The 26,149-nt window shown below is 39.1% G+C and carries 33 protein-coding genes; 22 read left to right on the forward strand and 11 right to left on the reverse strand.

Features of this window, described 5'->3' with window-relative positions; genetic code table 11:
• Positions 1-320 precede the first annotated feature (320 nt).
• Both AB9L17_RS06380 and AB9L17_RS06385 read left to right on the forward strand, forming a co-directional pair.
• Positions 321-1,304, forward strand: coding sequence for a serine hydrolase domain-containing protein (locus AB9L17_RS06380; protein WP_068983032.1), 984 nt, complete (start codon positions 321-323; stop codon positions 1,302-1,304).
• Positions 1,305-1,335: 31 nt separating this feature from the next.
• Positions 1,336-1,986, forward strand: coding sequence for an HAD family hydrolase (locus tag AB9L17_RS06385; RefSeq protein ID WP_068983031.1), 651 nt, complete (start codon positions 1,336-1,338; stop codon positions 1,984-1,986).
• A gap of 218 nt (positions 1,987-2,204) precedes the next feature.
• Here AB9L17_RS06385 and AB9L17_RS06390 read toward each other — a convergent pair whose 3' ends face one another.
• From AB9L17_RS06390 to AB9L17_RS06410, 5 genes are all read right to left on the reverse strand, one after another.
• Entirely contained in the window at positions 2,205-2,837 is a 633-nt protein-coding gene (locus AB9L17_RS06390; protein ID WP_068983030.1) for a response regulator, read from the reverse strand.
• Entirely contained in the window at positions 2,812-3,849 is a 1,038-nt protein-coding gene (locus AB9L17_RS06395) for a sensor histidine kinase (protein WP_068983029.1), read from the reverse strand. The genes AB9L17_RS06390 and AB9L17_RS06395 overlap by 26 nt, the downstream gene beginning before the upstream one ends.
• Complete coding sequence (gene liaF, locus AB9L17_RS06400; RefSeq protein ID WP_068983028.1) at positions 3,846-4,529, reverse strand: cell wall-active antibiotics response protein LiaF; 684 nt, start codon at positions 4,527-4,529, stop codon at positions 3,846-3,848. The genes AB9L17_RS06395 and liaF overlap by 4 nt, the downstream gene beginning before the upstream one ends.
• A 109-nt stretch (positions 4,530-4,638) precedes the next feature.
• Positions 4,639-5,277: a PspA/IM30 family protein gene (locus AB9L17_RS06405; protein WP_375200225.1), complete on the reverse strand. Its 639-nt coding sequence runs from the start codon at positions 5,275-5,277 to the stop codon at positions 4,639-4,641.
• Between the two features lie 15 nt (positions 5,278-5,292).
• The gene (locus AB9L17_RS06410) at positions 5,293-5,646 is read right to left on the reverse strand and encodes an ABC transporter permease (protein ID WP_068983026.1); all 354 of its coding nucleotides are present in this window, start codon (positions 5,644-5,646) and stop codon (positions 5,293-5,295) included.
• A gap of 322 nt (positions 5,647-5,968) precedes the next feature.
• Here AB9L17_RS06410 and sirA point away from each other — a divergent pair, with 322 nt between their 5' ends.
• From sirA to AB9L17_RS06430, 4 genes are all read left to right on the forward strand, one after another.
• Positions 5,969-6,394, forward strand: coding sequence for a sporulation inhibitor of replication protein SirA (gene sirA / locus AB9L17_RS06415; protein ID WP_068983025.1), 426 nt, complete (start codon positions 5,969-5,971; stop codon positions 6,392-6,394).
• Between the two features lie 100 nt (positions 6,395-6,494).
• On the forward strand, positions 6,495-6,713 hold the full coding sequence (locus tag AB9L17_RS06420; protein ID WP_068983024.1) for a YneF family protein: 219 nt from the start codon (positions 6,495-6,497) through the stop codon (positions 6,711-6,713).
• A gap of 184 nt (positions 6,714-6,897) precedes the next feature.
• Positions 6,898-7,401 carry an S-ribosylhomocysteine lyase gene (locus AB9L17_RS06425; protein ID WP_375200226.1) on the forward strand — a complete coding sequence of 168 codons (504 nt, stop codon included), beginning with the start codon at positions 6,898-6,900 and terminating at the stop codon, positions 7,399-7,401.
• A 158-nt stretch (positions 7,402-7,559) separates the two neighbouring features.
• On the forward strand, positions 7,560-7,733 hold the full coding sequence (locus AB9L17_RS06430; protein WP_175401656.1) for a hypothetical protein: 174 nt from the start codon (positions 7,560-7,562) through the stop codon (positions 7,731-7,733).
• A 21-nt stretch (positions 7,734-7,754) separates the two neighbouring features.
• On the opposite strand, the gene AB9L17_RS06435 is transcribed toward AB9L17_RS06430, so the two are convergent.
• Entirely contained in the window at positions 7,755-8,726 is a 972-nt protein-coding gene (locus AB9L17_RS06435) for an alpha/beta hydrolase (RefSeq protein ID WP_375200227.1), read from the reverse strand.
• A 217-nt stretch (positions 8,727-8,943) separates the two neighbouring features.
• Here AB9L17_RS06435 and AB9L17_RS06440 point away from each other — a divergent pair, with 217 nt between their 5' ends.
• Positions 8,944-10,128 carry an acetyl-CoA C-acetyltransferase gene (locus AB9L17_RS06440; RefSeq protein WP_068983021.1) on the forward strand — a complete coding sequence of 395 codons (1,185 nt, stop codon included), beginning with the start codon at positions 8,944-8,946 and terminating at the stop codon, positions 10,126-10,128.
• A gap of 25 nt (positions 10,129-10,153) precedes the next feature.
• Positions 10,154-10,420, forward strand: a complete 267-nt coding sequence (locus AB9L17_RS06445) for a YqkE family protein (protein WP_068983020.1) — start codon at positions 10,154-10,156, stop codon at positions 10,418-10,420.
• A gap of 391 nt (positions 10,421-10,811) precedes the next feature.
• Here the strand turns inward: AB9L17_RS06445 and AB9L17_RS06450 are convergent, their stop codons facing one another.
• Both AB9L17_RS06450 and AB9L17_RS06455 read right to left on the reverse strand, forming a co-directional pair.
• Entirely contained in the window at positions 10,812-11,282 is a 471-nt protein-coding gene (locus tag AB9L17_RS06450; RefSeq protein ID WP_068983019.1) for a VanZ family protein, read from the reverse strand.
• On the reverse strand, positions 11,279-12,178 hold the full coding sequence (locus tag AB9L17_RS06455; RefSeq protein ID WP_223552985.1) for an aldo/keto reductase: 900 nt from the start codon (positions 12,176-12,178) through the stop codon (positions 11,279-11,281). The genes AB9L17_RS06450 and AB9L17_RS06455 overlap by 4 nt, the downstream gene beginning before the upstream one ends.
• Positions 12,179-12,254: 76 nt before the next feature.
• Here AB9L17_RS06455 and AB9L17_RS06460 point away from each other — a divergent pair, with 76 nt between their 5' ends.
• From AB9L17_RS06460 to AB9L17_RS06485, 6 genes are all read left to right on the forward strand, one after another.
• A complete protein-coding gene (locus AB9L17_RS06460; RefSeq protein WP_068983017.1) occupies positions 12,255-12,791 on the forward strand; it encodes an NUDIX domain-containing protein in 537 nt (178 codons plus the stop codon).
• A 73-nt stretch (positions 12,792-12,864) separates the two neighbouring features.
• On the forward strand, positions 12,865-13,377 hold the full coding sequence (locus tag AB9L17_RS06465; protein WP_068983016.1) for a hypothetical protein: 513 nt from the start codon (positions 12,865-12,867) through the stop codon (positions 13,375-13,377).
• 123 nt (positions 13,378-13,500) lie between these two features.
• Positions 13,501-13,965, forward strand: a complete 465-nt coding sequence (locus AB9L17_RS06470; protein ID WP_004232171.1) for a Fur family transcriptional regulator — start codon at positions 13,501-13,503, stop codon at positions 13,963-13,965.
• A 330-nt stretch (positions 13,966-14,295) separates the two neighbouring features.
• Entirely contained in the window at positions 14,296-15,198 is a 903-nt protein-coding gene (xerD, locus tag AB9L17_RS06475) for a site-specific tyrosine recombinase XerD (protein ID WP_068983015.1), read from the forward strand.
• Positions 15,199-15,286: 88 nt separating this feature from the next.
• Positions 15,287-16,468 carry a phosphopentomutase gene (deoB, locus tag AB9L17_RS06480; RefSeq protein ID WP_375200228.1) on the forward strand — a complete coding sequence of 394 codons (1,182 nt, stop codon included), beginning with the start codon at positions 15,287-15,289 and terminating at the stop codon, positions 16,466-16,468.
• Positions 16,469-16,483: 15 nt separating this feature from the next.
• Positions 16,484-17,734, forward strand: a complete 1,251-nt coding sequence (locus AB9L17_RS06485) for a thymidine phosphorylase (RefSeq protein ID WP_375200229.1) — start codon at positions 16,484-16,486, stop codon at positions 17,732-17,734.
• Positions 17,735-17,988: 254 nt separating this feature from the next.
• On the opposite strand, the gene AB9L17_RS06490 is transcribed toward AB9L17_RS06485, so the two are convergent.
• Both AB9L17_RS06490 and AB9L17_RS06495 read right to left on the reverse strand, forming a co-directional pair.
• Positions 17,989-18,324, reverse strand: coding sequence for a hypothetical protein (locus AB9L17_RS06490; protein ID WP_375200230.1), 336 nt, complete (start codon positions 18,322-18,324; stop codon positions 17,989-17,991).
• Positions 18,239-18,556 carry a hypothetical protein gene (locus AB9L17_RS06495; RefSeq protein WP_223552988.1) on the reverse strand — a complete coding sequence of 106 codons (318 nt, stop codon included), beginning with the start codon at positions 18,554-18,556 and terminating at the stop codon, positions 18,239-18,241. Before AB9L17_RS06495 ends, AB9L17_RS06490 begins: the two co-directional genes overlap by 86 nt.
• Positions 18,557-18,847: 291 nt before the next feature.
• Here AB9L17_RS06495 and spoIIAA point away from each other — a divergent pair, with 291 nt between their 5' ends.
• The 6 genes from spoIIAA (at position 18,848) to AB9L17_RS06525 (ending at position 24,000) form a co-directional block, all read left to right on the forward strand.
• Positions 18,848-19,201 (forward strand): anti-sigma F factor antagonist, encoded by a 354-nt coding sequence (gene spoIIAA, locus AB9L17_RS06500; RefSeq protein ID WP_068983010.1) that lies wholly within the window; start codon positions 18,848-18,850, stop codon positions 19,199-19,201.
• Positions 19,194-19,634, forward strand: coding sequence for an anti-sigma F factor (gene spoIIAB, locus AB9L17_RS06505; RefSeq protein WP_068983009.1), 441 nt, complete (start codon positions 19,194-19,196; stop codon positions 19,632-19,634). Before spoIIAA ends, spoIIAB begins: the two co-directional genes overlap by 8 nt.
• Positions 19,635-19,692: 58 nt before the next feature.
• Positions 19,693-20,436: an RNA polymerase sporulation sigma factor SigF gene (sigF, locus tag AB9L17_RS06510; RefSeq protein ID WP_263297388.1), complete on the forward strand. Its 744-nt coding sequence runs from the start codon at positions 19,693-19,695 to the stop codon at positions 20,434-20,436.
• Between the two features lie 15 nt (positions 20,437-20,451).
• Positions 20,452-21,894, forward strand: coding sequence for a spore germination protein (locus AB9L17_RS06515; protein ID WP_068983007.1), 1,443 nt, complete (start codon positions 20,452-20,454; stop codon positions 21,892-21,894).
• A 212-nt stretch (positions 21,895-22,106) separates the two neighbouring features.
• Complete coding sequence (gene lysA / locus AB9L17_RS06520) at positions 22,107-23,426, forward strand: diaminopimelate decarboxylase (RefSeq protein ID WP_223552990.1); 1,320 nt, start codon at positions 22,107-22,109, stop codon at positions 23,424-23,426.
• 199 nt (positions 23,427-23,625) lie between these two features.
• Complete coding sequence (locus AB9L17_RS06525) at positions 23,626-24,000, forward strand: GNAT family N-acetyltransferase (protein ID WP_068983005.1); 375 nt, start codon at positions 23,626-23,628, stop codon at positions 23,998-24,000.
• Here the strand turns inward: AB9L17_RS06525 and AB9L17_RS06530 are convergent.
• Entirely contained in the window at positions 23,994-24,500 is a 507-nt protein-coding gene (locus tag AB9L17_RS06530; protein WP_223552991.1) for a DUF309 domain-containing protein, read from the reverse strand. The genes AB9L17_RS06525 and AB9L17_RS06530 overlap by 7 nt on opposite strands.
• A 55-nt stretch (positions 24,501-24,555) precedes the next feature.
• Between AB9L17_RS06530 and AB9L17_RS06535 the strand changes: the two genes are divergently transcribed.
• Both AB9L17_RS06535 and scpB read left to right on the forward strand, forming a co-directional pair.
• The gene (locus AB9L17_RS06535) at positions 24,556-25,335 is read left to right on the forward strand and encodes a segregation/condensation protein A (protein ID WP_223552992.1); all 780 of its coding nucleotides are present in this window, start codon (positions 24,556-24,558) and stop codon (positions 25,333-25,335) included.
• On the forward strand, positions 25,307-25,900 hold the full coding sequence (gene scpB, locus AB9L17_RS06540) for an SMC-Scp complex subunit ScpB (RefSeq protein ID WP_068983002.1): 594 nt from the start codon (positions 25,307-25,309) through the stop codon (positions 25,898-25,900). The genes AB9L17_RS06535 and scpB overlap by 29 nt, the downstream gene beginning before the upstream one ends.
• Positions 25,901-26,149 lie beyond the last annotated feature (249 nt).

The following is a 26,149-nucleotide window of genomic DNA, read 5'->3' on the forward strand; positions in this document are numbered from 1 at the left end:
CAATAATGCCACTAAACCAAAGGAGCTGACCTGTGACAATTACTGAGAGGCTTGCAAAAAGTAAACAAAACCAAATAGATACTTTTTTTATAATCACGATAATAGTAGCAAAACAGCAAAAAGTAGGGTAGTTTCAAAAATCGGATCAAGAAGTGAAAACGTATTTTCATTTACGAAATGCTTATAAGTAAATCGAGTATCCACACAACCCCTCCTTATAAATAATAACGTTTATGGTAATAAAAGGTTCCTTGGAGAAGGAACCTTCTGGTATTAATTTCTGTTTGGTATACAATGAGAAGAGTAGGAGGGCTATTTAAATGAACTCACAAGCTATACTCACACAAGTAAAGAAAACTTTCTCACAATTAGATTGTACTGGTGGCGGAGTTATTATTAATAAGCATGGTCAAACCGTACTAGAAGAATATTTTGGCATGCAAGGACAACACCAAGACGCAAAGAGGGTAGGAACGCATACTCTTTTCCATCTTGCTTCTGTTCGTAAAACATATGTAGGTTTTGCTGTAGCGTATGCGATTTATCATAACTATATTGCCTCAATAGATGATCCACTAAGTGATTATTTAGAAAATGAAAAAGTTTTTGCCGATGTATCAATTAGACATCTACTAACACATACTCACGGCTTACGTCGTCAAAATGAAAAAATAATGAAGGAATTCGAAGCAGGTTATAACTGGGCATACCGAGATATTAATGTAGAATTACTTGCAAAAGTCATTTATAAAGTTACTGGAAGAACGATTGCAGAAATCGTGGATGAACAAGTATTTCAGACATTGTCTTTTACTGAAACAAATTGGTTCAGTGAAAAAAACGAACAGCATATAGAAGTAATTCATAATGATAGTCCATTTTGGTATGAAAGTGATATATGCGATGGCAGCAAAATGAATATGTATAGTTCATTAAGAGAGCTAGCTAAATGGGGGCAAGTTCATCTGAACAAAGGGAAAATAAATGGAAAACAAATTATACCTGAGGAAATCATACAGCTTTCAACGTCAATTCAATCCCCGAATTCTAAACCTAAGCACTCTCCAACTAATGGATTTTTCTGGTTTATTCAGCCTCAACAGAGGGAGGGGATTACAGAGTTAAGCCCGATATTACCTCAAGGAAGTTTTCAATTACTTGGTTATACAAGCGTAGCAGTACTGGTAATTCCAAAAGAAAATATTGTGGCAGTTCGAGGATTTAATAGCTTTGGTTCACCAGATAGGTTTGACTACATCGAAGATATTCATGATTTTGGTTCAACAGTCTATCAATCAATTTGATAAAGTAATTTTTTTATAAGGAGAGCTTGTGATGAAGAAATATAGCGTTGTTTTATTTGATTTAGATGGAACATTATCTGATCCGAAGATAGGGATAACGAAATCAGTTCAATACGCATTACAAAAGGCAGATATCGAAGTAAGCGATTTAGATGAACTTGAAAGTTTTATAGGACCGCCATTACAAGTATCTTTTCGTGAAATTTATGGATTTAATGATGCGCAAATTGAGCAAGCTATTAGCGATTACCGGGAACGATTCACGGAAAGAGGGATGTTTGAGAATAAACTGTACGAAAATATTCCAGCTTTGTTAGCCGATTTAAAGCAACAGGGATATAGATTAGCAATTGCTACATCAAAGCCAACTTTATTTGCCGAACAGATTTTAAAATATTTCAACCTTGAACATTTTTTTGACCTTGTTGCAGGTAGCAATCTTGATGGTACACGATCCGCAAAAGGAGAGATTATCGCATTTGTACGCGAACATTTTAATGAAGTGGATAACAATCAATTTATGATGATTGGAGATCGAAAATACGATATTGTTGGGGCACATGAAAATCAAATTGATTCTATCGGTGTTACTTTTGGCTATGGCTCACTCGAAGAATTAACGGATGCACAAGCAACATATATAGTTAACAGTGTAAATGAAATTAAAGAACTTCTTGGTTAATAGATAGTCAGAAACTGCATTGGTAGAAATGCAGTTTCGTATTTTTTGGAAAACAGACGAAAATCGCTGATAAGCTAGGTAGAATCGCTGATAAAAGACGAAAATCGCTGATAAGCAAGGTAGAATCGCTGATAAAAGATCAGAAATCGCTGATAACCCAAGCAATATCGCTGATAAACTAGCAAGACCAGTATTTAATCAAACGACCCAAGAAAAATTTACTTCGCAAGCCCATTTTGAAAAGCGTAGACAACTGCTTGTGTGCGATCTTGAACATCGAGCTTCCCTAAAATATTGCTGACATGTGTTTTCACCGTTTTTAAAGCAATGTATAGTTCATCGGCGATTTCCTGATTTGCTTTGCCCTGTGCCATCAGCAGTAATACTTCCATTTCACGATCTGTAAGTTGCTCATAAAGTGGGCTGCTATTGCCGTGGCGCATACGATGCATCATTTTTGAAGTTACTTCTGGCTCGAGCACGGTTTCGCCGCCCATCGTTTTGCGAATGGCATCCGCGATTTGCTTTGCATTTGAAGTTTTTAAAATATAGCTAACTGCACCAGCCTCTAATGCAGGATAAACTTTATCATCGTCTAAAAAACTTGTAACCATCATTATTTTTGCCTCTGGCCATGCTGCTAAAATTTCAGCTGTCGCCTCAGCTCCAGTCATGATTGGCATGACATTATCCATTAAAATAATGTCTGGACGTAGGGCGAGAGCTCGTTCCACTGCCTCTTTACCATTTTCAGCTTCACCGACGACAGTGATATCTGGTTGTGCTGACAAATAGGCAGAAACACCGATACGCACCATTTCGTGATCATCCACTATTAACACTTGAATCATTCACTTCTTCCTCCTTTTGTAGCGGGATTTTAACCTCTACAATTGTACCTTCACCAGGCACTGACACAATTTTATACATACAGCCAATCTCTACAGCACGTTCAGCAATATTTTGCAGACCATAAGAAGTAGATTTATCAGCTTCGACATCAAAGCCGAGGCCATTGTCCTGGATACGTAAAATAGCTAAATCATCGCGGGCAACGAGCAGTAATTCAACTTCGCTCGCTTTGGCATGGCGTAGCGTATTGGATAACGCCTCCTGTGCAATGCGGAATAAATGATCCTCTTCCGCTTTTGATAATGACATTTCCTCTAGCTCATATTCAATATGAAAAAATACTTTTTGCTGCAGCTCAATAATTAACTCCTCAAGACCTTGAGCAAGAGTTTTATTATGCAAAGCTACCGGACGTAAATGCAATAATAATGCGCGCATTTCAAGCTGTGCCTGTTGTACAATTTTTTCGACCTGCTTTAAGCTTGTGGCATTTTCGTCAGTTTCCGTTAAAGCGGAAAGTAACATCGAAGCAGCGAATAATTGCTGCGATACAGAATCATGCAGTTCACGAGCAAGGCGTTGGCGTTCAGCAATAATTCGTTCTTGAATAATTTTATCGTTGGCTTCTGCACGTTCATTGGATAAGCGCTGTAAGCTTTTTCGTTGAGTATCGATTAACTCACTTGTTTGTTCCAAAGCTTTTTTCAAAGGTTTCGGTAAAGGTTGTTTTTTAGGTAATACAAAATCTGGTTCAATTAATTGTTTCACAATGCGGGTTGCCTGAGCTTCTCTTGCACGAGCAGTCATACTAATCCAGCTTGCAATAAGTAAACTGATCGCAAAAAGACTGAGGGCAATATAACCGCCAAGTGGTATATTATTATAATTCTGCTGCCATAATGGCCCCCATATTTTCTCATTTGGCTCGCCCCAGATAGCGACAAGGAGTCCAAATGCAGCACTCAACAAAATAAAAAATAGCGTAAATAATCTCGAGATAAAGGCTATCATTTACGTAGCACCTCCAAGTCCCCAAGCCATGTTGCAACATGTATAACGAGTGTACGTTTTGCATCCTCGGGGTTTCCATCTGAGAAACTTACACTTTCATTGAGTATGCGTTGTGGCCCAACATGTAGACATTTCAATTCACCAAACAATGTTGTGTATTGTAAACGGAATGGAATTTCATATGGAATATAAACTTGCACCTTACCAATGCCTTGGCGAATCGTAATGAGACTTGTGCCAGCTGGTAAAATAGTTTGTGTTGTATCAATCGTAATGTCACCTGCAAGTCGCTGAATTTGTACATCTTGCCATTTATAGGCTTCTACAGGTGCAGGCATTGTACCGATTAATTCGTTTTTCGTAGCGGGGAGCTTTTCGAAAAGCTCCAAACCAACAACTTTTGGTTGGTTTTCTCTTTGCAAGTATTGGTAGAGCATATATAAGAGAATAATGACGATAAAGAAGCGTAAACTCCACATTGTAAAGAGTGCGATTGCGATAAAGAAAATCCCCGTCCATTTAAAGAAACGAACTTTTTTTGAGAAACTTAAATAAAGAAGTCCGGCTCCAATTAATAAACAAAAGGCACCACCGTTGTTAAAAATTGTGAGCTCCACAAAAACGAGTAAAAAGAAGCATAGTACCCAAAATGTGAGCTTATTAGTTGTGAAATTTTGCAAGAGGGTCACCCTTCTTTCTACTATTAGTATAAGAGGGAATGGGTCCCTCTAGTTCAAAACGTGAAAGAATGCGCCGCTAAATATGGCGCATTTCCTTCATTATAACATGTTATTTGTTTTCAATAAGCAGTGGTGTGTTTTCTTCTGCGGCATTTTTTTCAAGCTGTGCAAGACGAGTCTCGAAAGATGTTACTTCATGATCTTTGTCGATTTGGTAAGCAAGCTTATCGATATATGACTCTAAATCTTCAAAGTTCGTTTTATTGTTTTTAGCAATCATTCCGTCCATTTGATGGTGTGCGCGTGTCACGTTTTCTTTGCCCATAAGCTGTAATTGACGCACTTTCATGTCTTTAATTTTGTGTTTCATTGTTTCAAATTTACGCTCAAGCTCAAAGTATTCACGTGTGCTTGCTTCAATGCTTGCTTGTAATGTGTTGTTACGTGCTGTGTAAGCAGCTACTTCGTCAGTTGCGAAGTCGATTAAATCTTGCTCACCGCTAGTAGTAGCTAATTTTAGTTGAGCTTCACGTTTAGCTAGTAATTCTGCATTTTGCTTAAATTCCTGCTCAAGCTTTTCCTTTAGCTGACCTTGACGCTCTAATAATTTTCCAGTTTGCTCGGTTTGCTTTTCTGCCTCACGAATGTATTGGTTTAACATTGCAATTGGATTTTTTTGTTCCTTCTTATCAAATACATGATGTAAATCTGCCTCTATTGTATATTTAAAACGTTGAAATAAGTTCATTTAAATTCGCTCCTTTTATTTTGTTAAGTTTGACCATTCTCTTTCAAAGTTTGTAAACGGATCTTCTTCTTTCGCTTCAATTGTTGGAATTTTTACATCTTCGTTATTCCATTTTTTGTAGATCACATAGATGATAGCGATTGCCGCTAAACCAACCATAGCCGGGACATTAGATATTGCTGATAGAACACCCATCAGACCAACTGTAAACCAAATGATTTTGCCGAATGTCGACTTGCTTGCAATATAGAAGTGCATGCCAAGCGCTACAAATAAACCAGAAAATAGTAAGCCAGCGAGCGGTCCAACTAAGGCAAGTGCAACACATGCTGCGATGAAGCCTCCTGTTAATAAAAGAAATTTTCTCATATGTTCTAGCTCCTTTCGTTTGTACTTTTATATTACCTATTAGAAAGCTCTTCTAAAACGGACTGGAAATTGATTTTGCTCTAGGTCTTGAGGCTGAGAATAGTCTAAGCTGCTATAGAAGAGGTGCACATTTGCAAAAATAGAACACAGATAGGACATGTAATAACTAATAAGAAACGCATTATGTCATAAAGTAATTGATAGAACCGAAAGTAGAAAGTTTTCGACAAAAATAGAAGATGAGGGCCTCCTTCGTTTGACAAATTAAAGAGTTTGGATGAGCTATACTTATGAAAAAGAAATGAGCGAAGGAGGATTTCTAGTGAGAACCTATTCCATATATAAAATTAAAGAAGAGCATTTAACGTTTATTTTCGGCAGAGAGCGTAAGTTATTAGAAATGATGCAAGGCTGTGAAGACGCTAATGAGAAATCCTTAAAAGAGCTTGCATATATATGTGAAACGGTTCGCTTCGAAGAGATAGCTACAATGCTAGAGGCGCAACTAGATTCCAAGTATGCACATTTAGAGAGGGCTCGTAATGCTTTATTTTTAGAACATCCAATAAAAGGGAAAATGGCTATTTATTTAGTGGAACGTAAAATTTGTGTCTATTGTGAAGGATCACGAATGCTCGATTTGGATCTATTTCAGATGCTTGCGAAAATGAGTGAGCGTTTTATTGCTTTTAATAAACAGGATAATGAGTGTGGGTGGTTAAAACCAATGAAGTATACAATGCATTAGGAAAATTCACTACAATATATAGTAACACGCTAAAATTTGGTGTATAATGGAGCGTGGAGAGTTTTTTTCTCGGTATATTGTAGTGGAGGAGGTTGGTTGTATGCCTACATGGGGCTGGATTATTATTGTTATTATCGCGTTAGCAGCGGGCGCAGCACTTGGTTTCTATTTCGCTCGTAAAGCTATGATGAAATATTTAAAAGAAAACCCACCAATTAACGAACAAATGATTCGTATGATGATGGCACAAATGGGTCGTACGCCGTCTGAAAAGCAAGTACGTCAAATGATGACACAAATGAATAAATTCCAAAAATAGTAGGAATTTTTAAAGAGCAACTAGTCCAAGCCTTGGCTAGTTGTTTTTTTAATTTCTTTCAGCGGGTATCCAAAAACCCGCAGAAAGAAGTTAAAGCTTCCGGACGCAATTACGCCAAGGTAACCTCGAAAAATATTTGAATAATTCTTAAAAATCATACAATTCTATCGGAAAACTCGTTATAATGGACATATTCTATATAAAGGAGTTTTGTGCATTGCAGAAAGAAAAAACAAATGTTGAAAGCTTTGATTTAGATCATACAAAAGTTAAAGCACCGTATGTACGTTTAGCGGGTGTAAAAACAGGGAAAAATGGCGATGAAGTATACAAATATGACATTCGTTTTAAACAGCCAAATAAAGAGCATATGGAAATGCCTGCATTACATTCCTTAGAGCATTTATCGGCTGACATTATTCGAAATCACTCCGATCAAATTGTGGATTTCAGTCCAATGGGATGCCAAACAGGCTTCTATGTATCACTTATTAATCACAATAATTATCAGGACTTGTTAAATATTTTAGAAAAAACTTTTACGGACGTTACAAAGGCAACTGCTGTTCCTGCTTGTAATGAAGTACAATGCGGCTGGGCAGCTAGCCATAGTTTAGAAGGTGCACAAGCGTTAGCCAAAGAATTTTTAGCGAAACGTGATGAATGGCATATCGTTTTTGCAGAATAAAAACACTTTGAAAAACCTTGCGTGCATGTTCATTCTGCTCGAAAGGTTTTTCAAAGTGTCTGAAAACAAAATAGTCAAAGCAATCTTTGTAATGGTTATGACGCTTTAAATGAGGGGATTTCCATTCCAGACTACTTGCTTTCTTGAGGATATGAGTCATGCCGCTTTGCTTTCACACTGATGTATTGTTGAATTTTCGTTTTATCTGTGCGAAAGCGAAGCGACAGCAACAAATGTTTTCTGTAGCGAAAGCAAAGCGACAGCTACAAAGCGCTCAGTCTGAACGGAAATCAACCTCTCGTTTTGCGGAAGAGCTATATTTTATTTTTTGACACAAGAGCTTTTCATATGCACTAAAAATGAAATGGAATGACATTAGATGAAGAAGAATCATGCTTAATTCTTTGATAGATAAAATTTTCTAAAAAGTCATGAATTAAATCCTCATATTCAGCCATATTTTCATTAAAGGACTGTGCATGAGCACCGTTATCAAATAGCTTCAGTTTCTTTGGACCAGTCTTTTTATGGTATAAGTCCAGTGACATGGAAGCCGGAATAAATGTATCTGGAATACTGTGAATAAAGAGCACGGGCTTTTCAATATTTGTCACAGCCTCAGCAGGTGTAACACTTTTGAAGGAATAGCCGTCACGCAAGCGGACAAAGAAATCTGCAAATCGAATTGGAATAATTGAGCCGTATTTAAATTCTGTCTTCGCAATTTGTTTAAGCAGCATTGAGAAATCAGAAAACGCACAATCAGAAATATAGAAATCTGCACCGTCCTCTACCGTCCCTGCATATAGTAACATTGTTGCAGCACCCATCGATTCACCATGAATACCAAGAATGGCGTTTTCCCCAATCATAGCTTTTACAGTTTTGACAACTGCGTCAAGGTCATTTTTTTCATAGTAACCGTAGCTAGTCGTTTTCCCACCTGTCTCCCCGTGCCTACGGTGATCAAAAATAACGGAATTGTAGCCAAGTCGTTCAAAAAGTCGAGCATATTTGACTGAGTTGATTTTATTTTCTGTTACCCCGTGGCAAATGATGATAGTGTTATTTGTTTCTAATGGCTGAAACATAATACCGCGTATCGTATAGCCGTTTGGAGAGTCAATATTTAATTCGCATTTTAAATTTTTATTGTACCAAGCTTCGTCAAAACGTTTAGCAGTAGTTTCGCGTTCACGAACAAATTCAGGATCCTTTTGCTTAATGTACATTAATTTATTAGAAAGAGCGAAGCCGAACAGACCTGTTGCTGCTGCGGCAAGCGTTGTCGTTATACCTGAAAATAAAAGCATTTTCTTTTTCATTATTAACACCTCCAACGTCCTGTGTATGCACTTTTCTTACTTGTAATGTTCCCAACTGAGATTGTTTAAAACACGTCAACATTTTACAATATCTTTGGCAAAAGTGCGATTATTTCTATCTATCGAAAATCGTCAAAATATTTGTTAAAATATATATATCTGCTAGTAGCATATGCATGCAGTGTTGATTTTGAACGGGGAAAAGGGGAGAAATGTGATGTCAAAAGAGGTTGTAATAGTGAGTGCTGTACGTACAGCTATTGGTTCATTCCAAGGAACATTAAAAGACGTAGCAGCGACAAAATTAGGGAGCATTGTTATTAAAGAAGCATTAGCACGTGCTGGCGTAGCAGGTGAACAAGTCGACGAGGTCATTATGGGGAATGTCTTATCGGCTGGACTTGGTCAAAACCCAGCTCGTCAAGCAGCAATTGCAGCAGGCTTACCACATCAAGTATCAGCATTAACAATTAACAAAGTTTGTGGCTCAGGACTAAAAGCAGTTCACTTAGCGACACAGGCTATTTTAGCAGGCGATGCGGATATTATCGTTGCAGGTGGCTTTGAAAATATGAGCCAAGCACCGTATGTATTAAAAAATGCACGAGAAGGCTTCCGCATGGGGGATCAAAAAGTAGTTGATACGATGATTCATGACGGATTATGGTGTGCATTTAATGATTACCATATGGGTATTACAGCAGAAAATTTATGTGATGCCTATGAAATTTCACGAGAAGAACAAGACGCTTTTGCAGCACGTTCACAACAGCGTGCGGAAGCGGCAATTGCAGCAGGGAAGTTTAATGATGAGATTGTAGCTGTGGAAATTCCACAGCGCAAGGGAGATCCTATTGTTTTCAAACAAGATGAGTTCCCGCGTAATGGGGTTACTGGAGAGTCTCTATCTAAACTACGACCTGCCTTTAAAAAGGAAGGCACTGTAACAGCGGCAAATGCTTCAGGTATTAACGATGGTGCAGCGGCTGTAGTGGTGATGTCGAAAGAAAAAGCGGTAGAGTTAGGCATTCAACCAATGGCGCAAATTACAGCAAATGCAAGTGCAGGGGTTGATCCAGCTATTATGGGAACTGGTCCAGTAACGGCAGTAAAAAAGGCATTGGCAAAGGCTGATGTGACGTTAGATAATATAGATTTAGTTGAAGCGAATGAAGCATTTGCAGCTCAATCTATTGCTGTGGATCGCGAACTAGGCTTTAATCATGATAAACTAAATGTCAACGGGGGAGCAATTGCTCTTGGTCACCCAATTGGTGCAAGTGGTGCGCGCATTTTAGTCACGCTTTTACATGAAATGGAAAAGCGTGATGCGAAAACAGGTCTCGCAACATTATGTATCGGTGGTGGGCAAGGCGTAGCAACAGTTGTCAAACGCCCGTGAAGTCGATAAGAAGGTGAATTACAAAATGGGAAAGAAACGAAAACAGCAGCAACATGCAAATGATGGCATGAAAGCCAGCTTACCAAAGCAGGAGGCCGTTACATTAGCGGATCAGCTTGGCGGTGACGTGCTTGCCAAACTAAAAGCTGCAAAACAAGATTTAACAGCGAAAGAACAGGCCGCTGAGGAAGAGCGTCAAGCAAAGCTAGCATTTGAACGCAAACAACGTGAAAAAAACAAATCGTTTGAAGAACTACTCAACGAATACGGCGATAAAGGCTCAAAATTTTAAAGAAAACAGTGAATCCAAATTTTGCGGATTCACTGTTTTTTATGTTTTATCGGAAAGATTTCGAGATTTATCGGAACAATTTTATGTTTTATCGGAAAGATTCTGAGATTTATCGGAAAGATTCTTGTTTTTATCGGAATAATACTCAATTTCACCGACATTATTCAGAACTCCCTTAATAATGGTAGGTGAAATTTGTATACCAGAATTAACGATCTTAAGTACTTTTTTTGAAGCGTTGGAGTTAGGGATAAATTTTCTAATTGTAAATTTTTAAGTACACGATTAAATTCAGGAGAGTTTAATTGGATTTGTTTCATTTTAAATTGCTCCCTTCTCTTACTTTTTATTATAAGCTGTAGTAACAACTCTTTCATAACAAAGGGTATTTTTAGCGTGCCCTTTGTCTTTTGAAAATTTTCTTCACCAACACTACAATCCCTACAAAAACAATCGCTCCAGCTGTATCCAAAATAACATCCTGTCCACTCATCATACGTCCTGGTGTAAAGCTTTGACGAAACTCATCTAGTATGGCAATAAAGGCTGTTCCCGCAATAGCGACACCTGCGGCGAACCGACGTTTTCCCCATGCAAAGTAAATACCAAGTGCGATACAACCGAATCCAACAAAATGCGTTAATTTTCGAATTAAAAATTCTACAAATTTAAAGTAACCGCGCTCTTCAACAGAAACAACTGTGTCCCAATAAGGTATTTTTAAAACAGATAATTGCTTCTCGAAAGGTTTATTTGCCAATGCGTCTTCTAATTCTGGAAGTATACTTTGTTGTTCATAGGTCATGCTAGAGGAAATAGCAAGTATTACTAAAAATGCAATTAAGACCAGCCATTTCTTCATCGGTGATCTGTATACTGTTCTGTTTTTGTTCGTTCATTTACTGCTGTAAAATCTGTTATTGAGTCTATTTTTTCATAGGCAGCGAGTGTTTGTGCAAGTTGTTCTTGTGAGCTTGCACCTATTACCGTTGAGGCTATAGTAGGCTCCTTTAAATTAAAGGCGATTGCTAGTGCATGTAAATCGTCGTAATGTGAAGCTAAGTCTGTTAATGCTGTTGTTAATTCGTCCGCTGTATATGTGTTAAAGCTATTTACACGCTGTAAACGTTCTTTCCAGCTATAAGTTAGTAAACCCTTTGCAACGGTACCACGTGTTACAACGGAAGCCCCCTCACTTGCAATAAAGTCGAGCCATTCCTCAGGACGACGATCTAAAGCACTATATTGCATCATGACACTTTTGGCAGAACTTGCTGGTAAAAAACGCTTAAGTACATTTGGGCGAATAGAGGAAATGCCATATACGCGGATCAATCCATCCTTTTTTAAACCTTCAAATGTGTCGATAATTCCATCCCAGTCGTCCTCAATAGTGCCACCATGTAACTGATAAACATCAATATAATCAGTACCTAGTCGTTTCAAGCTAGCATGTAGAGCTTCCTTTATATAAGCCGGGGATGCATCCCAATGCCATCCTTCTTTTCCTTCTGTCCATCGGTTACCAACTTTCGTAGCTACGATCACATCCTGACGGCGCTTCCCTAAAATAGTGCCAATTATCTCTTCGTTAGTGCCAAAGTCATATAAATCGGCTGTGTCGATATAATTAATGCCAGCATCTAAAGCCATATCGACAATATCAGCAGCCTTTTTCTTATCTGTCGAAAGAGACATGCCCCCTAAACTAATTTCTGAAATAAACAATTCACTTGAGCCAAGCTGTCTTTTTTTCATGCGAATGACCTCCTTCGATTTCTCTACTTGTAATGGTACAATGAACATATCTGAAGAACAAGCGAGGTTATAGTCAATGAAAAAGTTTGAGGAAAAAACGACAAAGACTACACCCATTTATGACGGGAAAATTGTGAAACTACAGATTGATGATGTCACATTACCGAATGGTCATGTTGCAAAAAGAGAAATTATTAAGCATCCGGGTGCAGTAGCGGTTATTGCTGTTACTGATGCAGGGAAATTAGTGTTAGTGGAGCAATATCGTAAAGCTTTAGAACGTTCCATTATTGAAATTCCAGCTGGAAAGCTTGAACCTGGTGAGGAACCGATTGTTACAGCACGACGTGAATTAGAGGAAGAAACAGGTTACGGTGCTCAGAGCTTTACCTTTTTACAAGCATTTGCAACGTCACCAGGTTTCGCAGATGAAATCATTCATCTATTTGTGGCAAAAGAATTATATAAAATTGAAAACAAAGCAGATTTAGATGAAGATGAATTTGTCGATTTATTAGAAGTTTCGTTGGAAGAGGCGGGGCAAATGGTTGCAGATGAGCGTATATTTGACGCAAAGACAGCATTTGCAGTACTTTGGCTTGCGACACAATAAGAAAATAAACTTTAGCATAATAGAAGAGGACGAGCATAAGCTGTACAAACCTTGATAGAAAAGGAGCATGTTTATGTCTCGTACGGTGTCTATATTTTATCACGCTTCCATTATTGCAGTAAGTTTCGTTTGTGGCGTTATCTTCTTTCATATTATTGGTGGGCCGAATGCAGAGCCTTTTATTTTATTTATAGAGCCTCGTTTAGCAGAAGGGGACAGGCATTCTATATTTCGTTTAGTATTACCTGTTGCTGTTTCAATAGTTCTTGTGCTATTGCTTGCAACACATAGTGTTTTGAAGGTATTTGTCCGTGTAACCGTAGCGATGCGTGCGACCTTTTTTGGCTTTAGCTCGGTTTTTTTATTACAAAAACTTGAAGCCTTTTGGGTTTATACGATTTGGTGGTTTCCATTTCAGCTCATCTATTGTATATTGTTGCTAGTCCTATGCAATTTACTTGTACCAGCTTGGTCAAAGCGAAAAATCGGAAAAAATGTACATGGTCGGACAATATTGTTGAATTTTATCGCATTTTTCATCATAATAGTGGCTGAGTTTATTGTTATTTCTTATGTATTAAAATGATAGAGATTTTTCGTGTAAATTACATCAGGTAAAAACATACAAAAGCTTATTTGAAATCTATACACTATCTTGTAATAGGATTTACTCCTTTGGTATAATGGAAAGAGTTTAGGGGGGCGTCACATGGAAAGCCGAATTGATCGTATAAAAAAACAGTTGCATAGTGCTAGTTATAAGCTGACGCCGCAGCGAGAAGCAACAGTTGCTGTACTGCTTGAGCACGAAGAGGATCACCTTAGTGCAGAAGATGTTTACCTTTTAGTGAAAGAAAAGGCACCAGAGATTGGTCTAGCTACTGTCTATAGAACGTTAGAGTTACTAACTGAGCTCAAAATTGTCGACAAAATCAACTTTGGCGATGGCGTATCGCGCTATGATTTACGCCAAGAGGGAGCTGCGCATTTCCACCATCATCTAGTTTGTATTGAATGTGGTGCGGTTGATGAAATTCAAGAAGATTTACTTGAAGATGTGGAAGCCGTTGTGGAAAAACGTTGGAACTTTATCATAAAGGATCACCGACTAACTTTCCACGGCATTTGCTGGCGCTGTCATGATAAAAACGACGAATCGAATGAAGAAAAATAACGAGAAGCTGTCTGTTTTAATCTTAAGTTTTAGATTGAATCAGGCGGTTTTTTGTTTTGTTTGAATAACAAATTATCTCTTTATGGTGTTCTAACCATTGATTCGACGGTTCTATCCGTCGCTTCAGCCTTTCAGTAGAATTGAAATATTGTAGAACGAACGCATTCACTAAGCTTCATATTGGATCTCACCCAAACATTTGATATAGCAACTTTACACGATCGTTTGTAGAGTATTTTAATCATCTTCAATCAGAATAAGAGGGTGATTTAGCACAATTCTATTAGCCGTGATAAAATAGAGAATAATTGACAGTAAGGGGGCGCTAAGATGAATGAATTTCAATATGCAATAGAGGATTATATCCATTTTATCCAGGTAGAACGGCAGTTATCTGATAATACATTAGCATCCTATCGCCGAGACTTAGAGAATTATGTGAATTTTTTGCGGGAAGCGGAAGGTATGTCGGATTTTCGTAATGTGGAGAGAATGACCATTTTACGTCATTTAGAACAGTTGCGTATGCAAGGAAAGACAAGTCGTACTGTTGCTCGCCATATCTCCTCTATTCGTAGTTTTCATCAATTTTTACTGCGAGAAAAGCGAGCAGAAACAGATCCGACAGTCCATTTAGAAATGCCAACCATCGAGCAAAAGCTCCCAAATATCCTCTCTATTGAAGAAATTGAAGCTTTATTAGCGGCACCAAATCGCAGCAAACCACAGGGCGTCCGGGACGTGGCCATGTTAGAGTTATTATATGGTTCAGGGATGCGCATTAGTGAGTTGATTGCTTTGGATTTAGCTGATATTCACCTAACGATGGGCTTTGTCCGTGTTTTTGGTAAGGGTGGCAAGGAGCGTATCATTCCACTTGGAAAAAGCGCCCTGTCCGCATTAAGCACATATTTAGATGGTGCACGGAGTCAATTACAAGGAAAATACCCAAAAATAGATGCGTTTTTCATTAATCAAAGAGGAAAACGTTTAACAAGGCAAGGTTGTTGGAAATTAATGAAGGAGCACGCTTTAAAGGCAGGCATCCAACATGAGTTAACGCCGCATACATTACGTCATTCCTTTGCAACACATTTAGTGGAAAATGGTGCTGATTTACGAGCAGTGCAAGAGATGCTTGGACATGCAGATATTTCCACAACGCAAATTTATACTCATATTAGTAAATCACGACTATCAGAGGTATATAAGCAGTTCCATCCACGCGCTTAAGAGAGGGATTTGCGTTAGTCGGAGGTCTGACCTTTATTTTTCGCTGTTTTTTGGTAAAATAAAGACAAGAGATTAGGAGGCAACAATTATGAATAAACCATTTAAGAAAATCCATGTAGTAGTATTGGACTCAGTTGGAATTGGTGAAGCTCCAGACGCAGCAAACTTTGGAGATGTGGGTTCACATACTCTTGGACATATCGCAGAAAAAATGAATGGGCTTACAATGCCACATATGGAGTCTTTCGGCTTAGCGAACATTGAACCGTTACAAGGTCTGCAAGCTACTGACAAACCAAAAGCATTTTACGGAAAAATGCAAGAAGCATCTGTTGGTAAAGATACTATGACAGGGCATTGGGAAATCATGGGGTTAAATATTGATAAACCGTTTAAGGTATATCCTGAAGGATTCCCTGCAGAGCTTATTGTAGAGCTTGAAAAACGTACAGGCCGTAAAGTGCTATGCAATAAACCTGCAAGTGGGACACAAGTGATCGAGGACTTCGGCAAGGAGCATATGGAGACAGGGGCAATTATTGTCTATACATCTGCTGATCCTGTTTTGCAAATTGCTGCACATGAGGAAATTATTCCGTTAGAGGAACTGTATAAAATTTGTGAAATTGCTCGTGAGCTAACATTGCAACCAGAATATTTAGTTGGCCGTGTGATTGCTCGTCCATTCATCGGTACGCCAGGAAACTTCACACGTACATCTAATCGTCATGACTATGCGTTAAAACCATTTGGCCGTACAACGATGAATGTCCTAAAGGATGCAGGCTTAGATGTTATAGCAATCGGGAAAATTTCTGATATTTTCAACGGTGAAGGTGTCACAGATGCAGTACGTACGAAAAATAATATGGACGGTATGGATAAGTTTGCAGAGGTAGTGCGTCGTGATTTCCATGGTATGAGCTTCTTAAACTTAGTGGACTTTGATGCAAATTTTGGCCATCGACGTGATCCGCTAGGTTATGGTAATGCATTACAAGAATTTGACGCTCGTTTACCAGAAATTACTGAGGCATTGTCAGAAGATGATTTACTAATCATTACGGCAGACCATGGTAATGATCCAACATTCCCTGGGACAGATCATACACGTGAATATGTACCGTTAATTGTTTATTCACCACGCTTTAATGATGGTAGTGAGCTAGCACTTCGTGAAACTTTTGCAGATATTGCAGCGACAGTTGCTGAAAACTTCCAAGTAGAAGCACCAGCATTCGGTAAAAGTTTCTTAGGGGATTTAAAATAAGGGGGATCTATCGATATGAATATGGCACAGCTGTTTGAAAAGAAGAAGCAGGGCAAAGCGCTATCACAGGCTGAAATTCAGTATTTCGTAGAAGGCTACACTACGGGTTCAATTCCTGATTATCAAGCGAGCTCCCTGTTAATGGCAATTCGCTTATTAGGCATGACAGATGATGAAATATTCTATTTAACGAAAGCAATGATAGAATCTGGTGATGTTATTGATTTAACATCTATTGAAGGGTTTAAAATTGATAAACACTCGACAGGTGGTGTAGGCGATAAAGTCACACTAATTGTCACGCCAATAATTGCTGCGCTAGATATTCCAGTAGCAAAATTTAGTGGCAAGGGTCTAGGCATTACAGGTGGTACAATCGATAAATTAGAGTCGATTCGTGGCTTTAAAACGGAGCTTTCATCACAGGAATTTATCGACAATGTCAATAAACATAAAATTGCAGTTGCTGGTCAAACAGGTAATCTTGTACCAGCTGACAAAAAATTGTATGCATTACGAGATGTGACGGGTACTGTCGATTCAATTCCATTAATTGCCGCGTCCATTATGAGTAAGAAAATAGCAAGTGGTGCAGACGGTATTGTACTTGATGTTAAATGTGGCTCTGGTGCATTTATGAAAACAGAACAAGAAGCGCAAGTTTTAGCTGATACGATGACGGCAATTGGTGAAAAGCTAGGGCGTAAAGTAGTCGCGCATATTAGTGATATGGATAATCCATTAGGTAAAATGATTGGTAATAAGCTTGAAGTAGTAGAAGCATATGCTTTACTAAGCGGACGTATGGATGAAACACATGTGGATCTGCTTGAGGAATGTATTATTATTTCTTCGCTTATGTACCAGGTTGCAGCAGGAGTAAATGAGGCCGAAGCAACAGCAGCTGTGAAACGAGTATTAGAGGATGGTTCAGCAGCTGCAAAATTTGATGAATTTATCGTAGCACAGGGTGGCGATTTAGCGGATCTTGTACAAAAAGATACAGCAAACAAAGTAGCTGTCAAAGCGTCTTCTGAAGGCACTGTCGAGACGATTAATGCACTATTAATCGGAGAAGCAAGCGTTAGTCTTGGTGCAGGTCGATTAACAAAGGAATCTGAACTTGATTATGATGCAGGTATTCACTTGATCGCCAAAAAAGGCGACCGTGTTCGTGCTGACGAGCCGATAGCTTATTTATATTCAAATCGTCAAATTGATGAGGAAACAATCGAAAAAGTACAGCAAGCTTTTACAATTATATAAACAATATGAAGCGAGGACTCTCTTTAACAAAGGGGTTCTCGCTTTTTTTTGTTCTAAAAAGCGGAAGTTGAAGCGGTGGAAAGGAGGTTTTTGTGGCGGAGAGGGAAAGACAGAGCGACGGAAGGGAAGGCTCCAGCGACGGAAAGAAGAGTCGAAGTGACGGAAAGAAGAGCTAGAGCGACGGAAAGAAGAGTCGAAGCGATGGAAGGAAGGCAGAGCGACGGAAAGAAGAGTTAGAGCGAAGGAAGGAAAAGCTAAAGCGACGGAAAGAAGGCAGAGTGACGGAAGGGAAGGCTCCAGCGACGGAAAGAAGAGCTAGAGCGACGGAAGGAAAAGCTAAAACGACGGAAAGAAGAGCCGAAGCGACGGATAGAGCAGCCAAAGTCGTGGATAGAACCGCCAAAATCGTGGATAGAACAGCCCAAATCGTGGATAGAACCGGTAAAGTCGTGGATAGAAGAGTCGAAATCGTGGATAGAACCGGCCAAACGACGGAAGGTAGATTCAAAGCGACGGAAAGAAACCAGAGCGACGGAAAGAAGAGCCGAAGCGACGGATAGAGCAGCCAAAGTCGTGGATAGAACCGCCAAAGCGACGGATAGAACAGCCAAAATCGTGGATAGAACCGGCCAAGTCGTGGATAGAACCGCCAAAGCGAAGGAAAGAACCACCGAAACGACGGATAGAGCAGCCAAAATCGTGAATAGAACGACGAAACGACGGATAGAGCAGCCAAAATCGTGAATAGAACGACGAAACGACGGATAGAGCAGCCAAAATCGTGAATAGAACCGACAAAACGACGGAAAAAAGCCGAAGCATCGGATTGAATCACCAAATAGACGGATAGACTTCGTAATAAGAAAAGAGTTCTTTGCGCAAGCACAAAGCCTCTGAACGCAATTATGCCTCGGCATAATTGATCATCATAATAATTCTTGTGAAAAATGGCCGTCACGTTTAAAAAATGTTGATTTATCCCATACTGCACTTAACCTAAAAAGCTATAAGTATGTCGATTTGACACTATTTCGGAAGACTTTGCACTAGTTCTGTCAGCTGCAAGGATTCACCACATTGAATGTGGAATTGCACGAGGAGGAGGCGATGTTCATGCATTTTCAATTAGAAATGGTAACAAGAGAGACAGTGGTTATACGTTTATTTGGGGAGCTCGATCATCATGCAGTAGAGCAAATTCGAGCTAAAATATCTGCAGCAATTTTTCAGGGCGCTGTAACGACCATTATTTGGAACTTAGAGGGGCTTTCCTTTATGGATAGTTCAGGTGTAGGTTTAGTGCTTGGTCGAATGCGCGAGTTAGAGGCGGTCGCTGGACGAACAGTTTTATTGAATCCATCGCCGACAAATCGAAAAGTATTTCAATTTTCAGGTTTAGGGCCGTGGATGATGGATGCAACAGAAGAAGAAGCAATTGAGCGAGTTAGGGGGATTGTAAATGGATAACGAAATGACATTAACTTTTTTAGCACTTAGTGAAAATGAAGCATTGGCGCGTGTAGCTGTGACAGGCTTTATCGCACAATTAGATCCAACTATTGATGAGCTGTCCGAATTTAAAACGGTTGTCTCAGAGGCTGTTTCTAATGCCATAATTCACGGTTATGAAGAGGATGGTAAAGGCGTTGTTACAGTTCATGCAAAACGTGAGGATGATATTGTAACCGTGTCTGTTTTGGATAAAGGTATTGGCATTGAGGATGTAAGTCAAGCTATGGAGCCGTTATATACGACGAAAAGTGCGATGGAACGTTCAGGTATGGGCTTTACAATTATGGATAGTTTTTCAGATCAGTTGACAGTAATGTCCAAGTGGCAAGAAGGTACAACTGTCACGTTTACGAAGAAATTTTACTCGGTTCGAACAGCGGTAATGTGAGGTTGCGATTGTGAAGCCGCTAGAACAGTCGTCCGATAAGCTATTGTCACAGGAAGAAATGCGAGATTTAATTGCACGTGCACAGCAGGGCGATCATGAGGCTCGTAAACGAATGATTGAGGGGAATACGAGGCTTGTGTGGTCTATCGTCCAACGCTTTACAAGTAGAGGTGTGGAGCTTGAGGATTTATTCCAAATTGGCTGCATAGGACTCATGAAGTCTGTGGATAAATTCGATCTAACGTATGATGTAAAGTTTTCGACATATGCTGTACCAATGATCATCGGTGAAATTCAGCGCTTTCTAAGGGATGATGGTATGGTGAAAGTTAGCAGATCTATTCGTGAACTTAATTTTAAAATTCGTCATGCAACTGATGAATTCATTAAAAAAAATGAGCACCCGCCAACCATTCATGAATTGGCACAGGTTCTTGGTGTCACAACTGAGGAAATTGTAACAGCTTCAGATGCATTGAGAGATCCTGCTTCCTTGCATGAGCAATTGTATGAAAGTGAAGGCGATTCTATTACATTAATGGATCAGATGAAGGATGAAAAATCCGAGCAGCCATTTGACTATATTCCACTAAAAGAGGTGCTCACAAGACTTGAGCCTAGAGAGCAATCAATTATTTATTTACGATATTTCTCAGATTGTACCCAAACTGAAATTGCTAATAGGCTCGGTATATCACAAGTTCAGGTATCACGATTAGAGAAAAAAATTCTAGCTCAATTGAAAAGTTGGATGGCCACAAGTGCCACAGTTGAACAGGAAGAAGTAAAAAAAGACATTTAAGAAAATGGTGACAGCATGACAAATAAACTATTTAACAGCTTAGAAGAAGCCGAAAGTTTTCTTAAAGAACAATTTGGTGACGGTGAATCATTTGACGTTAATATTAAGCATCTATTTGTCAAAGATTTGCCGGTTCTTTGTGTATATATAAGCGGACTTGTAGACGGAGTAGTGTTAACGCAATTACTCTCTAATATGTTGCCTGATGAGGACATTGATGTTGAGGATGAAAAGGAGTATTTTGAAGCCTATTTCAATTTCCAAGGCCGATCAGAGGAAACGGAACGCAAAACCTTTTTAGTAGATACATTAAGTGGACAAGTAACCTTTGTAACTAAAAGTGGTTATGCCTATGTTGCTGATATTCGAAATTATCCAGGGCGTTCACCTGAGGAGCCTGACAATGAAAAGGTTATTCGTGGTTCTAGGGACGGCTTTATTGAAGGTATTTCACAAAATGTTGGTTTGGTTCGTCGGCGAATTCGTAATAGTAATTTACGTTTCGAGCTACATAAAGTATCCGAAATCGGTCAAACCGATGTCGCACTTGCGTATATAAAGGGTATTGCGAATGATGAAATGCTCGATAAATTGCGACAGCGCCTTGGACAAATTCACCATGATGGCTTGACAATGGCTGATAAATCACTAGAGGAATGGCTGTTTAAACAAAAGTTCCATCCAGTGCCTTTTGTCCGTTATACGGAACGACCGGATATTACCGCAGCGCATTTACTAGAGGGCCATGTAGCCATTATGGTTGATACGTCACCTTCCGTCATTATTGTGCCTGCAACTATTTTTCATTTACTGCAACACGCTGAGGAGTATAGACAGGCACCGACAGTTGGAACCTTTGTCCGTTTTATGCGCTACATTGGAGTAGTTGTTGGTTTATTATTATTGCCTTTATGGTATTTATTTGCAACGCATGGGACATATTTACCGGATGCGTTATCCTTTTTAGGTGAAAAGGAAAAATCGCATATCCCAATTTTGCTGCAAATACTGATTGGAGATATAGGGATAGAATTTTTGAGGATGGCCGCCATTCATACCCCATCACCTTTATCGACTGCGATGGGGTTGGTTGCAGGTATAGTTATTGGTCAGATTGCAATTGATGTTGGGGTATTCTCTCCAGAGGTAGTGTTATATACAGCTATTTCAGCTATTCTGACATTTATTATTCCGTCTTATGAGCTAGGTATCTCCGTTAAATTCTTTAGACTAGGGTTATTAGTAATGACTGGTATTTGGGGAGTTAATGGGTTATTTATCGGGATCTTTATCTTATTTACGTATTTATGTTCATTGCGTCCGATGCAAGCGCCGTATTTGTGGCCGCTTATTCCGTTCTTTCCGAATGCGATGCTTCGTGTACTTATCCGTTTCCCAATGACAGTAGATGCATTAAGACCTTATGTAGTCGATTCCAAACAGCGAAAAAGATCATAAGAGCCGTTGCACTCGTTTTTTTCATGTGATAAAGTTCATCTATAGTATTTTGTGATTTTTGCAAAAATTATTTTTATTCAACAAAATACGACACGTTATTGAATGAAGTAATCCCTCTAAATAAGGATAGTAGCCTAAGATTGCTACATTCATTCTAAAATTGAGGTGCAATTGATCACAAGATGGAACGATGTGAAAAGGGAGAGATGCACATGCATTTATATGGAACACAAGCGATTTCTGAAGATGGTCATTTAACAATTGGACAGGTAGATACACTAGAGCTTGCAAAAGAGTATGGTACACCTTTATTTGTGTATGATACAGCACTTATTCGAAAGCGTGCACGAAGCTTTATTGATACGTTTAAAAAACTAGGTGTAAAAGCAGAAGTAGCTTATGCTTCAAAAGCATTTGCATGTGTAGCTGTGTACCAATTAGCGGCAGAAGAAAATCTATCTTTAGATGTTGTCTCTGGAGGGGAATTATTTACAGCTTTAAAAGCTGGATTCCCTGCAGAGCGCATTCATTTCCATGGCAATAATAAAAGCATTGCTGAATTAGAATTAGCTTTTGACTCGAAAATTGGTTGTATTGTCGTGGATAACTTCTATGAAATTCAGCTTTTACAAGAGATTTCAGAGCGCCGTCAACAAAAAATGCGTATTTTACTACGTGTCACACCAGGAGTTGAGGCACATACACATGATTTTATTACGACAGGTCAAGCAGATTCTAAATTTGGCTTTGACTTAAATAATGGTCAAGCAGATGAGGCTTTCCAACAAACTTTTAACCATGAATACCTAGAGCTTCTAGGACTACACTGCCATATCGGTTCTCAAATTTTTGACACAGCTGGCTTTGGCTTAGCAGGGGAAAAATTAATCGATAAAATTTCTGATTGGAACAAGTCTCACGATTTTACATGTACTGTGTTAAACTTAGGAGGGGGCTTCGGAATTCGTTATACTGAGGAAGATGCACCACTTGAGCCGCAAGTATATGTGGAGGATATGATTACGGTTGTAAAGAACAAAGCGACTGTACTTGGTCTAACTATGCCGGAAATTTGGATTGAGCCAGGACGATCACTTGTAGGCGATGCAGGAACTTCACTGTATACTATTGGTTCGCAAAAAACAGTACCTAATGTTCGTAAATATATTGCTGTCGATGGTGGCATGAGTGATAATATTCGTCCAGCATTATATGATGCGAAGTATGAGGCGGTCATTGCAAGTAAAGCGAATGCATCAAAAAATGAAACATATACAGTGGCTGGTAAGCTTTGTGAATCGGGCGATAAATTAATTATCGATGCTAAGCTTCAGGAAGCAACTTCTGGTGATGTGCTAGCAATCTTCTGTACTGGTGCTTACGGATATTCTATGGCGAGTAACTACAACCGTGTTCCACGCCCAGCAGTTGTGTTTGTAGAAAATGGCAAGCATCAATTAGCAATTCGACGCGAAAGTTATGAAGATATTGTACAAAACGATCTCCCGCTAACGTTAAAAAAGGGTGAGTAAATTTGAGAAAAAACAAATGGGTATTATTGGCGTCCATTTCAACTTTTATTTTGTTGTGGGGCGTTGTCTATTGGGTGTTGGCGTCTAAGGGTATTCTCGGACCTGGTTCGTAAGACAGAAATTGACTTGCGATACAAGTACAAATCGTGTAGGATAGTCAAAGATTATGTACAGCTAGAAAAAGAGGGAATAGACAAATATGTTAATTCGATATAAAAAAGCTTTCGAGAAAATAGCAATGGGGCTACTCTCGTTTATGCCTAACGAAAAAGACATAAAAAAGCTCAAAGAGACAATCCACTCCTATGAAAATGATGATAATTGGGTCTTATATTTATGGAAAAAGAACGATGAGTATATTGGCATTGTTGGACTTGTAACAGACAGTAATAATGTAGCTACGATTCAACACGTTTCCGTTGTCCCTTCTTATAGAGGTGAGGGTGTTGCGAAGGAAATGCTACAGGAAGTGGCAGAACTTGGTCAGTACGACTGTATGCGTGCAACAGAGGAAACACGTAAATTTGTTCAAAAATGTATAAATTGTATCGATGAAGAAGCAGACGATCATTGACGTCTGCTTTTTCTTTGTTTGCTTTCTTGTCGCTCTGCAAGAATATGTGAGCGGTCTCGAAGCATATGTTTATGAAGAAGATAGTTGTCACTACTTGATGGTAAAAGCTGTATACGCGCTAACGCTAATTCCTCCAATATGGGCGAAAGTGGAAGCTGAAATGCTTGGAAGGACTTGCCCATTTGGATAGCAGAAAGTGCGTCTGATAGTTGTATTAGTAGTTTATCGTAGTCGATTTCGTCAAAAAAAATATGCCCCATATTATGTTGAAAATTATTGAGTGCTTTTTCTAATATTCGTGCAGCGCCTATATAATTGTCACGTCGCCAATGATATAGACCTGTTGCGAGCTGTACGTAACCAACGAGAGGGTGCTTTTTATCACCTGGAGCAATATCTTTCCAGAATTCCTCAAGTACTTCATGGCATTCAAAAAAATCTTGATGACCATTGAAATATGCGCAGTAGTCTATAAATAAAGTATGATGCTGTGGATGCATTTTGGACTCCTTTCCACTATACTAAAAGAACATAGAATCTCAGGGTGGTAAAACAATGTCTTATGAAGTAAAATTAGAAGCCTTTTCAGGGCCTCTTGATTTATTATTGCATTTAATTCACAGATTGGAAATTGATATTTATGATATCCCAATGGCTGAAATTACTCAACAATATATCGACCATTTACATGCTATGCAGGTACTGGAGTTAAATGAGGCTAGTGAATATTTAGTGATGGCTGCAACATTATTGGCTATTAAAAGTCGTATGCTCTTGCCGATTCATGAAGGTGAGCTTGAAGATGCCGAATTAGAAGTCGACGGTCCAGACCCTCGTGAAGAACTGGTGCAACGTTTAATAGAGTATAAGAAGTATAAAGAAGCGGCGAGTAGCCTGCAAGAGCTTGAAACAGATCGGGCACAGGTATTTACAAGGCCGCCAGCAGATTTATCAGAGTTAGCATCAGATGAGCAAATGGCGTTATTTGATTTGAACGTCAACATCTATGATATGCTTGGGGCCTTTCAAAAACTGATGCGTCGAAAAAAATTAAAAAAACCACTAAAAACAACTGTAGCGAGACAGGAACGCTCAGTGAAGGATCAAATGCGTTCAGTGGTCGATTCATTACGGTCTACAGGTGGACGTGCATCATTTTTCGAGCTTTTTCCCTATGAAGATAAGCCAACGCTTATTCTGACGTTTTTATCCCTTCTTGAACTGATGAAACGTCAGGTCGTCATCGTAGAGCAAAATGGTAACTTTGAAGAATTAACGGTTACTTTACAGAAGGAGGAATGGGATGATGACGAAAACAATAATGCTACAGAGTAAAATAGAAGCTTTATTATTTGTTGTAGGAGACGATGGCTTAACTATTAAACAATTATCGCAGCTTTTAGGCGAAGCGGAAGAAATTGTAGTACATGCAATGGAAGCGTTACGTACAACATATGAAGAAGATTTAGCTAGAGGCGTTACAGTGAAAGAAATAGCTGGAGTTTATCAGCTAATCACAAAATCAGAACTTGCAGATACGATTCAAAGATTAGTAGAAAATCCAACGGTTCAATCATTATCTCAAGCCTCACTCGAAGTACTTGCGATTGTGGCATACAAACAACCAATTACACGTGTAGCAATTGAAGATTTGCGTGGTGTGAAATGTGAAAGACCAATACAAACGCTCGCTTCTAGAGGGTTAATTAAGGAAGTTGGTCGCTCGGAAGGGACAGGACGTGCAATCTTATATGGTACTACAAAAGAATTCTTAAACTACTTTGGTTTAAATAGTATAGAAGAAATGCCGGCTTTACCTGAAGATGAGCTAGTTGAAACAGAGCAAGAAACCGACTTATTTATGACGAAATTCCAAGAAACTTTTAGTGGAGTAAAATAAATGAGCAAGGCACGAATTAACTTCTTTCAGCGGGTGAGCCGCTGTAAGAAGTTAAAGCCTCCGGCGGATGTCACGGAATCGGAAAGGATTTTACAAAGGATGTTAGCCTAAAATCATCGCATCCATGCGATAACGGCTAACTGACCTGCATCGGTAAAAACGCCACGTCCTGTGGCATTACCGAAATGACCGACATCGTGTCGGCCCTTATGCAGGCCTAAGCACAAAGCCAATTCCGGACGCAATTAT

The sequence above is a fragment of the Lysinibacillus sp. RS11 genome, from assembly GCF_042019215.1.
GTDB lineage: Bacteria > Bacillota > Bacilli > Bacillales_A > Planococcaceae > Lysinibacillus > Lysinibacillus xylanilyticus_A.

What these genes read in the sequence shown, in the direction of transcription:
- AB9L17_RS06380 (WP_068983032.1), top strand. Translation starts at nt 321, where the DNA reads ATGAACTCACAAGCTATACTCACACAAGTAAAGAAAACTTTCTCACAA.
- AB9L17_RS06385 (WP_068983031.1), top strand. Translation starts at nt 1,336, where the DNA reads ATGAAGAAATATAGCGTTGTTTTATTTGATTTAGATGGAACATTATCT.
- AB9L17_RS06390 (WP_068983030.1), bottom strand. Translation starts at nt 2,837, where the DNA reads ATGATTCAAGTGTTAATAGTGGATGATCACGAAATGGTGCGTATCGGT.
- AB9L17_RS06395 (WP_068983029.1), bottom strand. Translation starts at nt 3,849, where the DNA reads ATGATAGCCTTTATCTCGAGATTATTTACGCTATTTTTTATTTTGTTG.
- AB9L17_RS06405 (WP_375200225.1), bottom strand. Translation starts at nt 5,277, where the DNA reads ATGAACTTATTTCAACGTTTTAAATATACAATAGAGGCAGATTTACAT.
- AB9L17_RS06410 (WP_068983026.1), bottom strand. Translation starts at nt 5,646, where the DNA reads ATGAGAAAATTTCTTTTATTAACAGGAGGCTTCATCGCAGCATGTGTT.
- AB9L17_RS06420 (WP_068983024.1), top strand. Translation starts at nt 6,495, where the DNA reads ATGCCTACATGGGGCTGGATTATTATTGTTATTATCGCGTTAGCAGCG.
- AB9L17_RS06425 (WP_375200226.1), top strand. Translation starts at nt 6,898, where the DNA reads ATGGACATATTCTATATAAAGGAGTTTTGTGCATTGCAGAAAGAAAAA.
- AB9L17_RS06430 (WP_175401656.1), top strand. Translation starts at nt 7,560, where the DNA reads ATGCCGCTTTGCTTTCACACTGATGTATTGTTGAATTTTCGTTTTATC.
- AB9L17_RS06435 (WP_375200227.1), bottom strand. Translation starts at nt 8,726, where the DNA reads ATGAAAAAGAAAATGCTTTTATTTTCAGGTATAACGACAACGCTTGCC.
- AB9L17_RS06440 (WP_068983021.1), top strand. Translation starts at nt 8,944, where the DNA reads ATGTCAAAAGAGGTTGTAATAGTGAGTGCTGTACGTACAGCTATTGGT.
- AB9L17_RS06445 (WP_068983020.1), top strand. Translation starts at nt 10,154, where the DNA reads ATGGGAAAGAAACGAAAACAGCAGCAACATGCAAATGATGGCATGAAA.
- AB9L17_RS06450 (WP_068983019.1), bottom strand. Translation starts at nt 11,282, where the DNA reads ATGAAGAAATGGCTGGTCTTAATTGCATTTTTAGTAATACTTGCTATT.
- AB9L17_RS06455 (WP_223552985.1), bottom strand. Translation starts at nt 12,178, where the DNA reads ATGAAAAAAAGACAGCTTGGCTCAAGTGAATTGTTTATTTCAGAAATT.
- AB9L17_RS06460 (WP_068983017.1), top strand. Translation starts at nt 12,255, where the DNA reads ATGAAAAAGTTTGAGGAAAAAACGACAAAGACTACACCCATTTATGAC.
- AB9L17_RS06465 (WP_068983016.1), top strand. Translation starts at nt 12,865, where the DNA reads ATGTCTCGTACGGTGTCTATATTTTATCACGCTTCCATTATTGCAGTA.
- AB9L17_RS06470 (WP_004232171.1), top strand. Translation starts at nt 13,501, where the DNA reads ATGGAAAGCCGAATTGATCGTATAAAAAAACAGTTGCATAGTGCTAGT.
- xerD (WP_068983015.1), top strand. Translation starts at nt 14,296, where the DNA reads ATGAATGAATTTCAATATGCAATAGAGGATTATATCCATTTTATCCAG.
- deoB (WP_375200228.1), top strand. Translation starts at nt 15,287, where the DNA reads ATGAATAAACCATTTAAGAAAATCCATGTAGTAGTATTGGACTCAGTT.
- AB9L17_RS06485 (WP_375200229.1), top strand. Translation starts at nt 16,484, where the DNA reads ATGAATATGGCACAGCTGTTTGAAAAGAAGAAGCAGGGCAAAGCGCTA.
- AB9L17_RS06495 (WP_223552988.1), bottom strand. Translation starts at nt 18,556, where the DNA reads ATGCTTCGGCTTTTTTCCGTCGTTTTGTCGGTTCTATTCACGATTTTG.
- spoIIAA (WP_068983010.1), top strand. Translation starts at nt 18,848, where the DNA reads ATGCATTTTCAATTAGAAATGGTAACAAGAGAGACAGTGGTTATACGT.
- spoIIAB (WP_068983009.1), top strand. Translation starts at nt 19,194, where the DNA reads ATGGATAACGAAATGACATTAACTTTTTTAGCACTTAGTGAAAATGAA.
- sigF (WP_263297388.1), top strand. Translation starts at nt 19,693, where the DNA reads ATGCGAGATTTAATTGCACGTGCACAGCAGGGCGATCATGAGGCTCGT.
- AB9L17_RS06515 (WP_068983007.1), top strand. Translation starts at nt 20,452, where the DNA reads ATGACAAATAAACTATTTAACAGCTTAGAAGAAGCCGAAAGTTTTCTT.
- lysA (WP_223552990.1), top strand. Translation starts at nt 22,107, where the DNA reads ATGCATTTATATGGAACACAAGCGATTTCTGAAGATGGTCATTTAACA.
- AB9L17_RS06525 (WP_068983005.1), top strand. Translation starts at nt 23,626, where the DNA reads ATGTTAATTCGATATAAAAAAGCTTTCGAGAAAATAGCAATGGGGCTA.
- AB9L17_RS06530 (WP_223552991.1), bottom strand. Translation starts at nt 24,500, where the DNA reads ATGCATCCACAGCATCATACTTTATTTATAGACTACTGCGCATATTTC.
- AB9L17_RS06535 (WP_223552992.1), top strand. Translation starts at nt 24,556, where the DNA reads ATGTCTTATGAAGTAAAATTAGAAGCCTTTTCAGGGCCTCTTGATTTA.
- scpB (WP_068983002.1), top strand. Translation starts at nt 25,307, where the DNA reads ATGACGAAAACAATAATGCTACAGAGTAAAATAGAAGCTTTATTATTT.